The sequence below is a fragment of the Pseudomonas zeae genome, assembly GCF_014268485.2.
In the GTDB taxonomy this organism is placed as follows: domain Bacteria; phylum Pseudomonadota; class Gammaproteobacteria; order Pseudomonadales; family Pseudomonadaceae; genus Aquipseudomonas; species Aquipseudomonas neuropathica.
Genome location: NZ_CP077090.1, coordinates 1,770,281 through 1,783,959 on the forward strand (window position 1 = coordinate 1,770,281; position 13,679 = coordinate 1,783,959).

Below are 13,679 nucleotides of genomic sequence, written 5' to 3' on the forward strand. Positions count from 1 at the left end.
TTTTGATCTTTTGCCCCATCGGCAGGCCGAGCGAAGGTGTTCATCCGGGGGTAGGCGCGTAGCGCCGTGCGGCGCAGCCGCATACATCGAGAGGAGGTGCAGCGAAGCAAACCGTAGGCGATGCCCCCGGATGGACACCGTAGCGAGGGAACACTGAGCCTCAGCGAAGTGCCGTACGCCAGGGGCAAAGCCTTTTGGTTCCTTTTTGGCGTTTGAAAAAGGGACTCGCTGTAAGAGCGAAACCGCCAGCGGCAACACCCGCAGCAACGGATATGCCCCCAATCCCAATCCCAATCCCAAAGCCCCAAACAAAAAAAAGGCGCGATCCTCTCGAATCGCGCCTTTCTCAAGTACCGCTATCTATCAACTACCCAACGCCTTCGACGCCAGCCAGAACAACCCGGCCGACAGCGCAACCGTCGCCGGCAAGGTCAACACCCAAGCCAACAGAATGGTGCGAACCGTGCCGCCCTGCAGGCCGCTCTTGTTAGCAACCATGGTGCCCGCCACGCCCGAAGACAGAACGTGAGTGGTCGACACCGGCAGGCTGAAAATATTGGCCATACCGATCAAGCTGGCAGTAGTGATCTGCGCCGACATGCCCTGGGAATAGGTCATGCCCTGCTTGCCGATCTTCTCACCGATGGTCAGTACCACGCGTTTCCAGCCAACCATGGTGCCCAGGCCCAGGGCCAGTGCAACCGCCAGAATCACCCAGAACGGCGCGTATTCGGTGGTGGTGGTCAGGTCTTTGCGCAGCTTGTCGAGGTCAGCCTTTTCACGGGCTTCCAGGCCAGGCAGCTTGCCAACCTTCTTCGCGGTGTCGTCCAGGCAGAGCAGGTAACGACGCACTTCGATGCGGCTGTCGGACGACAGCGAATGGTAGTCCGCTACGCCTTTAAGCGTGTGCAGCAGGGCGCTGATGGTCGGTTCGGTCTGCTGCGGGTTGCAGCGGAATTTCTCCGGCAGGTCGCCTTCCACGCTTTTGCCCAAGGCCAGGAATTCACCCAGCGAATCGGCGTTGCGCTGGTAGAACTGGCTCAGGTGCAGGGTCGCATCGCGAGTGCGTTCGATCTGGTACGTGGTGCTGTTCAGGTCAAGAACAAACTGCGCAGGCACGATACCGATCAACACCAGCATGATCAGGCCGATGCCTTTCTGGCCATCGTTGGAACCGTGCACGAAGCTCACAGCCATGGCCGAGATCACCAGGACCAAGCGGTTCCAGAACGGCGGGTGCTTCTTATCGTCGATCTTGCGGCGTTGTTCCGGTGTCTTGTGCATCTTCGACAGCGGGCGCCACCACTTCAGGCCGATCAGGATCAGCGCGGCGATCAGGAAGCCGGCCATTGGCGAGAACACCAGCGAGGCGCCGATGTCGATCGCTTTTTGCCAGTTCACGCCGTCGGCCAACGGAATGTCGTTGATCAGGGCGTTGGCCAGGCCGACACCGAGGATCGAACCGATCAGGGTGTGCGAGCTGGAAGCCGGGATACCGAAGTACCAGGTGCCCAGGTTCCAGGCGATTGCCGCGGCGAGCAACGAGAACACCATCGCCAGGCCATGGCCGGTGTTCACATTGATCAGCAGCTCAACCGGCAGCAAATGGACAATGGCATACGCCACGCCAACGCCGCCCAGCAGCACGCCGAGGAAATTGAACACACCGGAGAAGAACACCGCCAGGTGGGGCGGCATGGCTTTGGTGTAGATAACAGTGGCTACCGCGTTAGCGGTGTCATGAAATCCATTGATGAACTCGAAGGCGAGGACAAACGTCAGGGCGAGCAAGAGGCTCACAAGCACCCAAGCATCCAGTCCGCTGAATAAATCGATCATGAAGGTTTTCTGACCCGGTCGTAAGGGGGCGCGATTATGCCAGAAAAGACTGGAAATCGATCCCCTACCTGCTCATCGGTTACACACTTCTTCCATTTAATTTGTTGCAGCGCATGAAAACCAAGCGTGCCGCAGGGTTTTACAAGTGATTGATTTGCTTGATAAAAAGCTCTTTTCACAAGCGGATTTACCGATGCGCAGACGTCTCAAACGCTTGTCTGAAATATCTCTGAAACCTGTAGGACGCCCGCCCTCAGTCAGCCAGACCAGGTGATGGCCGCTGCCCGCGGGTAGCGGGCGCGCAAGGCATCGTCGCTCCACCGCGCTTGTAACCGGTGTGGACGCAAACCTTCAGAAGATCCGAAAAACGTCGCTCAAGGCTCTTCGGCTTTGAGTTCCTTTTCGATCTTTTCGATTTCTTGCTTGAAGACCTGATCCTGAACGGTAGGGCGTTTACGCCATGCTTTGCGTTCCGGTTCGGGCTGAGCGGCGTAGGTGGTGACTTCCCCGCCGTAAACTTCCTTGTAACGTTGTTCCTGGCGCTCAAGTTCCGCGCGCAGTTCGTCTTTCGTCACAGTGCTACCTGTATGAGTTGAGTTAAGTGTCTGGTGAAACGCACTGCAACGAATCGGTTGAACGGAGCCACCGCGAGTTCAACGCCCGGACAGGCATTGGTGTAAACGGTGGGGCGATCAAGACTTCCGTGTTACAGGCGGCTACGGCACCAGATAAAAACTGACGCAGCATCAGTTTCCTGTTTCAGCGAGCGCAGGCGTTGCATGAGTGATTCGCGTCAGGCGCTGGCCGGGCTGTTGGCGATGGACATCGCCGCAGCGGGTGACGACCTCCGCGATTAAAAACGAGGTGCCACTGAGCTGCATTATAGCGGTCGATTCAGGAATGACTATCTTTGCCAAGTTAAAAACGGTTCCGGATGTGTGATTGTTTTGTGACTCGCAACTTTTGTTACTAGTTGAAGTGCGTGTTGGCCCTTATTGGGTGGGTGATCTGTTTTTGGCGCCATTTAGTCGGACAACTAAAGCTGTGATTCTGATAATCGCAAAGTTTGGCTTGCCCTATAAATAGCTAGACGCCATCCCAACAGCTGATTGCGATTATCGGTCGACGGTTCGATAATCGCCCAATCTTGCAGCCCGACGCTTGTGCATTTGTCGGCGAGCCGCTTGTATAGCCCATTGATCCGTGCCGGATAAAAGGACAAGAAATGAACGATCAAATGCGCAACTCCTTCACCTCTGTGGCGCCGCCGATCGTCGCCTCGCCGGCCAAACGCATCCAGGCGCTGACCGGTGATCCGGACTTCATGACTTCGCTGGCTCGTGGTCTGGCGGTGGTGCAGGCGTTTCAGGAGCGCAAGCGCCATCTGACTATCGCCCAGATCAGCCACCGCACCGAGATTCCCCGCGCCGCCGTGCGCCGTTGCCTGCATACGCTGATCAAACTCGGCTACGCCACCACGGACGGTCGCACCTATTCCTTGCTGCCCAAAGTGCTGACCCTCGGCCACGCCTATCTGTCGTCGACGCCGTTGGCAGTGTCCGCTCAGCCGTACCTCGACCGCATGAGCGAGCAACTGCATGAAGCCTGCAACATGGCCACGCTGGAGGGCGACGACATCCTCTACATCGCGCGCTCGGCGACCACCCAGCGGCTGATTTCGGTGGACCTGTCGGTGGGCGGTCGCCTGCCAGCGTATTGCACGTCGATGGGGCGGATTCTGCTGGCAGCACTTGATGACACCTCGCTGCGTGAATACCTCGATCACGCCGAATTGGTCGCCAAGACCAGCCGCACGATTCACACCCCCGACGCGTTGCTCGAATGCCTGCAGGAAGTGCGGCAGCAAGGCTGGTGCATCGTCGATCAGGAACTGGAACAAGGCCTGCGCTCGATTGCCGTGCCGGTCTACGACGCGTCTGGCCAAGTGGTGGCGGCCCTCAACGTCAGCACCCACGCCGGTCGCGTCAGTCGTACCGAGCTGGAGCAGCGCTTCCTGCCGGGCCTGCTCAGCGCCAGTCGCGACCTCAGTGCGCAGTTGTTTGCCTGATGAAGTGTTCGATAAACGCACAGTGTTGCGTTTATCGAATTGACGCTAAAACCCTCGGATCATTAATGTCGCGGCAGCGTCATCCGGCGCTGATGTGAATGAGCCCGCCGGACTGCCGACTCCCATAATAATGACAAGAGGCAACTCACCATGCGCATGCTCTCCGACTGTCTCCGCCCCATCCGCTGTTGCCGGGTTCACCGCAACGCCTGATCCAGACCTTCTATTCTTGTGACCGTGCCGCTCTCTGGCCGGCCGCCGTTCGACTGCGTTTTTTGCGTGGAATAAAAATAATGAACCAGCCTCAGTCCGCTGTGGGTAACTGCCTCGACGTGCAGACCTTCATCAATGCCCAACCGATCTCGCGCTATCAGTGGCGCGTGGTGATCCTGTGTTTCCTGATTGTCTTTCTCGATGGCCTCGACACCGCCGCGATGGGGTTTATTGCCCCGGCGCTGTCGCAGGATTGGGGCATCGACCGGGCCAGCCTTGGCCCGGTGATGAGTGCCGCGCTGATTGGCATGGTCTTCGGTGCACTCGGCTCTGGCCCTTTGGCTGACCGCTTCGGGCGCAAAGTCGTGCTCGTCGGCGCTGTGGTGCTGTTTGGCGCCTTCAGCCTGGCGTCGGCGTATAGCAGCAACGTTGAACAGCTGCTGGTGCTGCGCTTCCTGACCGGTCTGGGACTGGGGGCGGGGATGCCGAATGCCACCACACTGCTCTCGGAATACACCCCGGAGCGCAAGAAATCGCTGCTGGTAACCAGCATGTTCTGCGGTTTCAACCTCGGCATGGCCGGCGGCGGATTCATTTCCGCCAAGCTGATTCCGGCGTTCGGCTGGCACAGTCTGCTGCTGATCGGCGGGATCCTGCCGTTGATCCTCGCTGTGGTGCTGCTGTTCTGGTTGCCGGAGTCGGCGCGTTATCTGGTGGTGCGCAATCGTGGCACGGACAAAGTGCGCAAGACCCTGGCGCCGATCGACCCGGTCACCGTCGCTCAGGCCTCGAGCTTCAGCGTACCGGAACAGAAAACCGTCAAGGCGCGCAACGTGTTCGCGGTGATCTTCTCCGGCACTTACAGCACCGGCACCTTGCTGCTGTGGCTAACCTACTTCATGGGGCTGGTGATTGTTTATCTGCTGACCAGTTGGTTGCCGACGCTGATGCGTGACAGCGGTGCGAGCATGGAGCAAGCCGCATTTATTGGCGCGTTGTTCCAGTTCGGCGGGGTGTTGAGCGCGGTCGCTGTGGGATGGGCGATGGACCGCTTCAATCCGCACAAGGTCATCGGCATTTTCTACCTGTTGGCCGGGGTGTTTGCCTACGCGGTCGGGCAGAGCCTGGGCAACATCACGTTGCTGGCGACTTTGGTGCTGGTGGCGGGGATGTGCGTGAACGGCGCGCAATCGGCGATGCCGTCACTGGCGGCGCGGTTTTATCCGACCCAAGGGCGGGCAACCGGGGTCTCGTGGATGCTGGGCATCGGCCGCTTTGGCGCGATTCTCGGGGCGTGGATGGGCGCAACGTTGCTGGGCCTGGGCTGGAATTTCGAGCAGGTGTTGACGGCGTTGGTGATTCCGGCGGCGTTGGCCACCACGGCGGTGGTGATTAAAGGCATGGTCAGTCATGCGGATGCGACCTGAGTTTCATGCGTAGGAATGTTCGTCGAATGTTCCGGCCCCTTCGCGAGCAGGCTCGCTCCCACATTTTGAAATGCATTCCAATGTGGGAGCGAGCCTGCTCGCGAATGAGGTGATAGTTAGGGGAGTAACAATCTGTTCGATAAACGAACACTCAGTCGATTATCGGATTGTTTGGCCATTTCCCCAGGCTTAATCTGCAGTGACTCCGGCGCTGAACCTCGCGCCTTTTTATCACTGGCGATTCATTACAAAAACAGGAGCCCGCTCCATGGCTGAGATCCTTTCGCTGCACGACGCGGTGAAGCAATTCGTCAACGACGGTGACACCGTCGCACTCGAAGGCTTCACTCACCTGATCCCTACGGCAGCGGGTCATGAAATCATTCGTCAGGGCAAGAAAGATCTGACGCTGGTGCGGATGACACCTGACCTGATCTACGACCAACTGATCGGCGCCGGTTGCGCACGCAAACTGATTTTCTCCTGGGGCGGCAACCCGGGTGTCGGTTCGCTGCACCGCCTGCGTGACGCGGTCGAGAAACAATGGCCACATGCTCTCGAAATCGAAGAGCACAGCCATGCCGACCTGGCCAATGCCTACGTCGCTGGCGCATCCGGCCTGCCGTTCGCGGTGCTGCGTGCCTATGCCGGTTCCGACCTGCCTAAGGTCAATCCACTGATCAAAACCGTGACCTGCCCGTTCACCGGTGAAGTGCTGGCGGCGGTGCCGTCGGTGCGCCCGGACGTGACCGTGATCCACGCCCAGAAAGCCGACCGCCAGGGCAACGTGCTGCTGTGGGGCATCCTCGGTGTGCAGAAAGAAGCGGCACTGGCGGCTAAACGCTGCATCGTCACCGTGGAAGAGATTGTCGACAACCTCAACGCGCCAATGAATGCCTGCGTCCTGCCGACCTGGGCCTTGAGCGCAGTCTGCCACGTACCCGGAGGCGCACATCCGTCCTACGCCCACGGTTACACCGAGCGTGACAATCGTTTCTACCAGGCGTGGGATCCGATCGCCCGTGACCGTGAGACGTTTACCGCGTGGATCAACGAATACATCCATGGCTGCGCTGACTTCAGCGCGTTCCAGGCCAAGCTGGCCGCTGCTTCGGAGGCCAAGTAATGACTTACACCACCAATGAAATGATGACCGTCGCGGCGGCCCGTCGCCTGAAGAACGGCTCGGTGTGCTTCGTCGGTATCGGCCTGCCGTCGAAAGCCGCCAACCTCGCGCGCCTGACCTCGTCGCCGGACGTGGTACTGATCTACGAGTCGGGCCCGATTGGCGCCAAGCCAAGCGTATTGCCGCTGTCGATCGGCGATGGCGAGTTGGCGGAAACCGCTGACACTGTCGTGCCGACCGGTGAGATTTTTCGCTATTGGTTGCAGGGCGGGCGCATCGACGTCGGTTTTCTCGGCGCCGCGCAGGTCGACCGTTTCGGCAACATCAACACCACCGTGGTTGGCGATTACTTCTCGCCGAAAGTGCGTCTGCCGGGTGCCGGTGGCGCGCCGGAAATTGCCGGTTCGGCAAAAAGCGTGTTGATCATCCTTAAACAGTCGGCGCGCTCGTTTGTCGACAAGCTCGACTTCATCACCTCGGTCGGTCACGGCGAAGGCGGCGACTCGCGTAAACGTCTGGGCCTGCCGGGCGCCGGACCGGTCGGGATCATCACCGACCTGTGCATCATGGAACCGGAAGAAGGCACCCACGAATTCGTGGTCACCGCACTGCACCCGGGCGTGACCCGCGAGCAAGTCATCGCGGCCACCGGTTGGGCGATTCGTTTTGCCGAGCAGGTTGAAGCGACGGCCGAGCCGACCGAAGTCGAACTGAGCGCGCTGCGCGATCTCGAAACACGTACTGCCGCCGCCCACGGCCAGGCACCGGGAGAAGCATGATGCGTGACGTTTATATCTGCGACGCGATTCGCACCCCGATCGGCCGTTTCGGCGGCGGTTTGTCCGCCGTCCGCGCCGATGACCTGGCCGCTGTGCCGATCAAGGCCCTGATGGAACGCAATCCATCGGTGGACTGGAATGCCATCGACGAAGTCTTCCTCGGTTGCGCCAACCAGGCCGGTGAAGACAACCGCAACGTCGCGCGCATGGCGCTGCTGCTGGCGGGCCTGCCGGAAAGCGTACCGGGCGTGACCCTCAATCGTCTTTGCGCTTCGGGCATGGACGCGATCGGCACCGCATTCCGCGCCATCGCCAGCGGCGAGATGGAGTTGGCAATTGCCGGCGGTGTCGAGTCGATGTCCCGCGCGCCGTTCGTGATGGGCAAGGCGGACGCCGCGTTTTCGCGCAACATGAAGCTGGAAGACACCACCATCGGCTGGCGTTTCATCAACCCGTTGATGAAGGCGCAGTATGGCGTCGATGCGATGCCACAGACCGCTGACAACGTCGCCGACGACTATAAAGTGTCGCGCGCCGATCAGGACGCTTTTGCCCTGCGCAGCCAGCAACGCACTGCTGTCGCGCAGGCTGCTGGTTACTTCGCCGAAGAAATTGTTGAAGTACGGATTGCCCACAAGAAGGGCGAAACCGTAGTCAGCCAGGACGAACATCCTCGTGCCGATACCACGATCGAAGCACTGACCAAGCTGAAGCCAGTCAACGGCCCGGACAAAACTGTTACCGCCGGTAATGCTTCCGGGGTCAACGACGGTGCTGCTGCACTGATTCTCGCCTCCGCCGACGCGGTGAAAAAACATGGCCTGACCGCCCGCGCCAAAGTGCTCGGCATGGCCAGCGCTGGTGTCGCACCTCGGGTGATGGGCATCGGCCCGGTGCCGGCGGTGCGCAAATTGATCGAGCGCCTGGGCGTCGCGGTCAGCGATTTCGACGTTATCGAACTCAACGAAGCGTTTGCCAGCCAGGGTTTGGCGGTGCTGCGCGAACTGGGTCTGGCGGATGACGCTGCGCAGGTCAACCCGAACGGCGGCGCGATTGCCCTTGGTCACCCGTTGGGCATGAGCGGTGCGCGTCTGGTGCTGACCGCACTGCATCAGTTGGAAAAGACCGGTGGCAAGAAAGGTCTGGCGACCATGTGTGTCGGTGTCGGCCAAGGTCTGGCCCTGGCCATCGAACGCGTCTGACGCAAGCCGTGACGAAATAGAACAGAGGAAAGCGACATGTCTGACAAGCCTGGTTACCGTCGTCCGCAGGAAGGCACTCAGCCTGAGTACCTGCACCCGACGTATCAATCCACCAACCTGCGCTCGCCGTCCAAGCCATTGGTGTTTCTGCCGCACTCGCTGTCGGAAATCACCGGGCCGACCATCGGCGCCGAGCGCGTGGGCGACACCGATAACGACCTGACCGCCCAGCATGAAGGCGAGCCGCAGGGCGAACGCATCATCATTCACGGCCGCGTGCTCGACGAAAACGGTCTGCCGGTGCCGGGGATTCTGGTGGAGATCTGGCAGGCCAACGCCGCCGGCCGCTATAACCACAAGCGCGACCTGCACGACGCGCCGCTGGACCCGAACTTCACCGGTACTGGCCGCACCGTCACCGACGCCGATGGCTGGTATCAGTTCCAGACCATCAAGCCCGGCGCCTACCCTTGGGGTAACCATCACAACGCCTGGCGCCCGGCGCATATCCACTTCTCGCTGTTCGGGCCGAGCATCCTCACGCGTCTGGTCACGCAAATGTATTTCCCGGGCGATCCGCTGCTGGCGTACGACCCGATCTACAACTGCGTGCCGGACACTTCGGCCAAGGAGCGCCTGATCGCCAGTTTCGATCTGGAAAAAACCATTCCGTCCTACGCCCTCGGTTATCGCTGGGACATCGTGCTGCGCGGGCGTGAAGCCACGCCGATGGAGAAATAAGATGACGCTGACTGCGACCACGTCCCACACCGTCGGGCCGTACTACCACATCGGCCTGACCTGGCTGAATCGCGAAAACCTCACCGTCGAGCAAACCCTTGGCGAGCGCGTCGCAATCACCGGTCAGGTGGTGGATGGCAACGGCGATGTCGTCAACGACGCCATGCTCGAAGTCTGGCAGGCCAACGCTGCCGGCAAATACGACCACCCGGAAGACGAGCAGGACAAACCGCTCGATCCGCACTTTGAAGGTTTTGGCCGGGTGCCGGTGGACGCTGAAGGGCGCTTCCGTTTCACCACGATCAAACCGGGCACGGTTGAGGGCCTGAAAGGTTCGACCCAGGCGCCGCATCTGGTGGTGCTGGTGTTTGCCCGCGGGTTGGTGAAGCACTTGCTGACGCGGATCTACTTTGAGGGCGAGCCGGCCAACGTTGATGATCCATTGCTGGAATGTGTGCCGGCTGAACGTCGTAGTACGTTGCTGGCCAAGCAGGATGCCTCGGGTGTTTACCAGTGGAATGTGATTCTGCAGGGCACCGACGCCGAGACGGTGTTCTTCGATTATTAAAAGAACACCACCAATTCCCTGTGGGAGCGAGCCTGCTCGCGAAAGCGGTGGGTCAGCCAACATAAATGTCGACTGACACTCCCTCTTCGCGAGCAGGCTCGCTCCCACAGGGGAGAACTGTGTTGCTGATGGAACTGTGGAACGGGACTGTTGCAAAGTATGTCTAGACTCTCACTGTCCCTATCGAGTGAAAAACAATGACAACGACCACCTCCCATTACACCGGCGAAGAGCGCAGCAAGCGCATCTTTGCCATTGTCGGCGCCTCGTCCGGCAACCTCGTCGAATGGTTCGACTTCTACGTCTACGCCTTCTGCGCGATTTATTTCGCCCCGGCGTTCTTCCCCTCCGACAACCCGACGGTGCAACTGGTCAATACCGCTGGCGTGTTCGCCGCCGGCTTCCTGATGCGCCCGATTGGTGGCTGGATTTTCGGCCGGGTCGCCGACAAGCACGGGCGCAAGAACTCGATGCTCATCTCGATTCTGATGATGTGCTTCGGCTCGTTGCTGATTGCCTGCCTGCCGACCTATAAGGACATCGGCGTCTGGGCACCGGTCCTGCTGTTGTTCGCACGCTTGCTGCAAGGCCTGTCGGTCGGCGGCGAGTACGGCACGACCGCCACCTACATGAGCGAAGTCGCCCTCAAGGGCCAGCGCGGATTTTTCGCCTCGTTCCAGTACGTGACGCTGATCGGCGGGCAATTGCTGGCCGTGTCGCTGGTAGTAGTGCTGCAGCAATTTCTCACTGAAGACGATCTGCGTGCCTACGGCTGGCGGATTCCGTTTGTGGTCGGTGCGGTGGCGGCGCTGATTTCGCTGTTCCTGCGTCGCAGCTTGAAAGAAACCACCAACAAGGAAACCCGCGCGCACAAAGACGCTGGCAGCATCAGCGCACTGTTCCGCGATCACAAAGCCGCGTTCATCACCGTGCTCGGTTACACGGCCGGTGGTTCGCTGATTTTCTACACCTTCACTACCTACATGCAGAAGTACCTGGTCAACACCGCCGGCATGCACGCCAAGACCGCCAGCTACATCATGACCGGCGCACTGTTCCTTTATATGTGCATGCAGCCGCTGTTCGGCATGCTTGCCGACAAGATCGGCCGACGTAACTCGATGCTCTGGTTCGGCGCGCTCGGTACGCTGTTCACCGTGCCGATTCTGTTGAGCCTGAAAAGCGTCAGCAGCCCGTTCCTCGCATTTGTGCTGATCACCGTGGCGCTGGCGATTGTCAGTTTCTACACCTCGATCAGCGGCCTGGTAAAAGCCGAAATGTTCCCGCCGGAAGTCCGTGCACTTGGCGTTGGTCTGGCCTATGCGGTGGCGAACGCGATCTTCGGCGGTTCGGCGGAATTCGTCGCCCTGAGCCTGAAGAACATCGGCATGGAAAACTCCTTCTACTGGTACGTTACGGCCATGATGGCGATCGCCTTCCTGTTCAGTCTGCGCTTGCCGAAACAGGCGGCGTATTTGCACCACGATCTCTAACCCGATGCGCGCGGGCCGTGATGGCCCGCGCCGGCAAGGACTTTTATGACTCAGCGACCGGGCAATCAATTGTTCGATGCCTATTTCACTGCCCGCGATATGCGTGAGGTGTTCTGCGATCAGGGCCGCGTGCAGGCCATGCTCGACTTCGAAGCCGCGTTGGCCCGGGCCGAGGCGCGGGTCGGGTTGATTCCAGCCTCCGCTGTGGCACCGATTGCGGCGGCATGCAGCGCTGGTCTGTATGACTTCGCGGCGCTGGGCGAGGCGATCGCCACGGCCGGCAATTCGGCGATTCCGCTGGTCAAGGCATTGGGCAAGCAGATTGCTGCCCGCGACGCTGAAGCCGAACGTTATGTGCATTTGGGCGCGACCAGTCAGGACGTGATGGATTCCGGGCTGGTGTTGCAATTGCGTCAGGCGCTTGAGTTGATCGAGAACGATCTCGCGCAACTCGCTGATTCCCTCGCGATCCAGGCGCAACGTCATGCGGCGACGCCGTTGGCCGGGCGCACGTGGCTGCAACATGCGACACCGGTAACCCTCGGCATGAAAATCGCCGGATGGCTGGGCGCTGTGACTCGCAGCCGTCAGCGCTTGCGTGAACTCAAGCCGCGTTTGCTGGTGCTGCAATTCGGTGGCGCTTCCGGAACCCTCGCCGCGTTGGGCGAACAGGCCTTGCCGATTGCCGAAGCGCTGGCTGAAGAACTGCAACTGACCTTGCCGGAACAGCCGTGGCACACCCAGCGTGATCGCGTGGTCGAGTTCGGCGCGGTGCTGGGTTTGATCGCCGGCAGCCTGGGCAAATTCGGCCGCGACATCAGCCTGTTGATGCAGACTGAAGCGGCTGAGGTGTTCGAGCCATCGGCGCCGGGCAAGGGTGGTTCGTCAACCATGCCGCACAAGCGCAATCCGGTCGGCGCAGCGGTGTTGATCGGCGCAGCGACGCGCGTTCCGGGTCTGGTCTCGACGCTGTTCAGCGCGATGCCGCAGGAGCACGAACGCAGCCTCGGTCTGTGGCATGCCGAATGGGAAACGTTGCCGGAAATCTGCTGCCTCGTTTCCGGTTCGCTGCAACAGGCGCGATTGCTTGCCGACGGTCTGGAAGTCGACGCCGCACGCATGGCCCGCAACCTCGAATTGACTCAGGGGCTGGTGTTGGCCGAAGCCGTCAGCATTGTCCTCGCCCAGCGTGTTGGCCGCGACGCCGCGCATCACCTGCTCGAACAATGCTGCAAACGCGCGGTGGCCGAGCAGCGCCATTTACGCGCCGTGCTCGGTGACGAACCGCAAGTCACCGCCGAGTTGAGCAGCGCTGAACTCGATCAACTTTTGAACCCCGCCCATTACCTCGGCCAGGCGAAAACCTGGGTCGAGCGCGCGGTGGCCGAACACAACGCATTGTCTGACTGAAAGGAGAGGGCTGTGGCTTTCGTTCAACTCGCCGATGGCGAACTGCATTATCAAATCGAGGGCCCGGTCGATGCGCCGGTGCTGGTGCTCTCCAACTCGCTAGGCACTGATCTGCACATGTGGGACGCGCAGATGCCGGCGTTTGCCGAGCATTTTCGCGTGCTGCGTTTCGATACCCGTGGCCACGGCGAATCGCTGGTTACGCCGGGTCCTTACAGCATCGAGCAACTGGGTCATGACGTGCTCGGTTTGCTGGATGCACTGCACATTGAGCGTGCGCATTTCTGCGGCCTGTCGATGGGAGGCCTGATCGGTCAGTGGCTGGGGATCAATGCCGGGCATCGGCTGCATAAGCTGATCGTCTGCAACACCGCGGCAAAGATCGGCGATCCGTCGGTGTGGAATCCACGCATCGAAACCGTGCTGCGTGACGGTGCGGCAGCGATGGTGGCCCTGCGTGATGCTTCGATTGCCCGCTGGTTTACCCCGGACTTTTCGGCTGCTCATCCGGCAGCGGCCAAGCAGATTACCGACATGCTCGCGGCCACCTCGCCGCAAGGTTATGCGGCTAACTGCGCAGCGGTGCGTGATGCCGATTTCCGCGAGCAACTGGCTTCGATCAACGTGCCGTTGCTAGTGATTGCCGGCACTGAAGATGCGGTGACGCCGCCGTCCGGTGGGCACTTTATTCAGGAACATGTACGCGGCGCCCAGTACGCTGAGTTCTACGCGGCGCATCTGTCAAACGTGCAGGCTGGCGCGGACTTCAGTGATCGTGTGTTGGCGTTTTTGCGGGCTAAGTGAGGAAGTTTT

Annotated in this window: 12 protein-coding genes; 10 read left to right on the top strand and 2 right to left on the bottom strand. The window is 60.4% G+C overall.

The annotated features are described in order from the left end of the window. Positions 1-363: 363 nt before the first annotated feature. Together HU754_RS07820 and HU754_RS07825 are read right to left on the bottom strand one after the other, a co-directional pair. Positions 364-1,839, bottom strand: a complete 1,476-nt coding sequence (locus HU754_RS07820; RefSeq protein ID WP_064119763.1) for an inorganic phosphate transporter — start codon at positions 1,837-1,839, stop codon at positions 364-366. Between the two features lie 374 nt (positions 1,840-2,213). Continuing rightward, entirely contained in the window at positions 2,214-2,414 is a 201-nt protein-coding gene (locus HU754_RS07825; RefSeq protein ID WP_008080067.1) for a hypothetical protein, read from the bottom strand. A gap of 650 nt (positions 2,415-3,064) precedes the next feature. Here HU754_RS07825 and pcaR point away from each other — a divergent pair. From pcaR to pcaD, 10 genes are all read left to right on the top strand, one after another. Continuing rightward, positions 3,065-3,907 carry a pca regulon transcriptional regulator PcaR gene (gene pcaR, locus HU754_RS07830; RefSeq protein WP_007917109.1) on the top strand — a complete coding sequence of 281 codons (843 nt, stop codon included), beginning with the start codon at positions 3,065-3,067 and terminating at the stop codon, positions 3,905-3,907. Between the two features lie 293 nt (positions 3,908-4,200). Next, on the top strand, positions 4,201-5,547 hold the full coding sequence (gene pcaK, locus HU754_RS07835; RefSeq protein ID WP_093438668.1) for a 4-hydroxybenzoate transporter PcaK: 1,347 nt from the start codon (positions 4,201-4,203) through the stop codon (positions 5,545-5,547). Positions 5,548-5,815: 268 nt separating this feature from the next. Further along, positions 5,816-6,673: a CoA transferase subunit A gene (locus HU754_RS07840; RefSeq protein WP_077571457.1), complete on the top strand. Its 858-nt coding sequence runs from the start codon at positions 5,816-5,818 to the stop codon at positions 6,671-6,673. Beyond that, positions 6,673-7,452 (top strand): CoA-transferase subunit beta, encoded by a 780-nt coding sequence (locus HU754_RS07845; RefSeq protein ID WP_116254508.1) that lies wholly within the window; start codon positions 6,673-6,675, stop codon positions 7,450-7,452. The genes HU754_RS07840 and HU754_RS07845 overlap by 1 nt, the downstream gene beginning before the upstream one ends. Next, positions 7,449-8,654: a 3-oxoadipyl-CoA thiolase gene (gene pcaF / locus HU754_RS07850; protein WP_175559655.1), complete on the top strand. Its 1,206-nt coding sequence runs from the start codon at positions 7,449-7,451 to the stop codon at positions 8,652-8,654. The genes HU754_RS07845 and pcaF overlap by 4 nt, the downstream gene beginning before the upstream one ends. Positions 8,655-8,690: 36 nt before the next feature. Beyond that, positions 8,691-9,395, top strand: coding sequence for a protocatechuate 3,4-dioxygenase subunit beta (gene pcaH / locus HU754_RS07855; RefSeq protein WP_008080089.1), 705 nt, complete (start codon positions 8,691-8,693; stop codon positions 9,393-9,395). A 1-nt stretch (position 9,396) separates the two neighbouring features. Continuing rightward, on the top strand, positions 9,397-9,963 hold the full coding sequence (gene pcaG / locus HU754_RS07860) for a protocatechuate 3,4-dioxygenase subunit alpha (protein ID WP_102902710.1): 567 nt from the start codon (positions 9,397-9,399) through the stop codon (positions 9,961-9,963). Positions 9,964-10,160: 197 nt separating this feature from the next. After that, positions 10,161-11,456 carry an MFS family transporter gene (locus HU754_RS07865; protein WP_034153075.1) on the top strand — a complete coding sequence of 432 codons (1,296 nt, stop codon included), beginning with the start codon at positions 10,161-10,163 and terminating at the stop codon, positions 11,454-11,456. Between the two features lie 45 nt (positions 11,457-11,501). Next, positions 11,502-12,866 (top strand): 3-carboxy-cis,cis-muconate cycloisomerase, encoded by a 1,365-nt coding sequence (locus HU754_RS07870; protein WP_186623716.1) that lies wholly within the window; start codon positions 11,502-11,504, stop codon positions 12,864-12,866. 12 nt (positions 12,867-12,878) lie between these two features. Beyond that, positions 12,879-13,670: a 3-oxoadipate enol-lactonase gene (gene pcaD, locus HU754_RS07875; RefSeq protein ID WP_186623717.1), complete on the top strand. Its 792-nt coding sequence runs from the start codon at positions 12,879-12,881 to the stop codon at positions 13,668-13,670. Positions 13,671-13,679 lie beyond the last annotated feature (9 nt).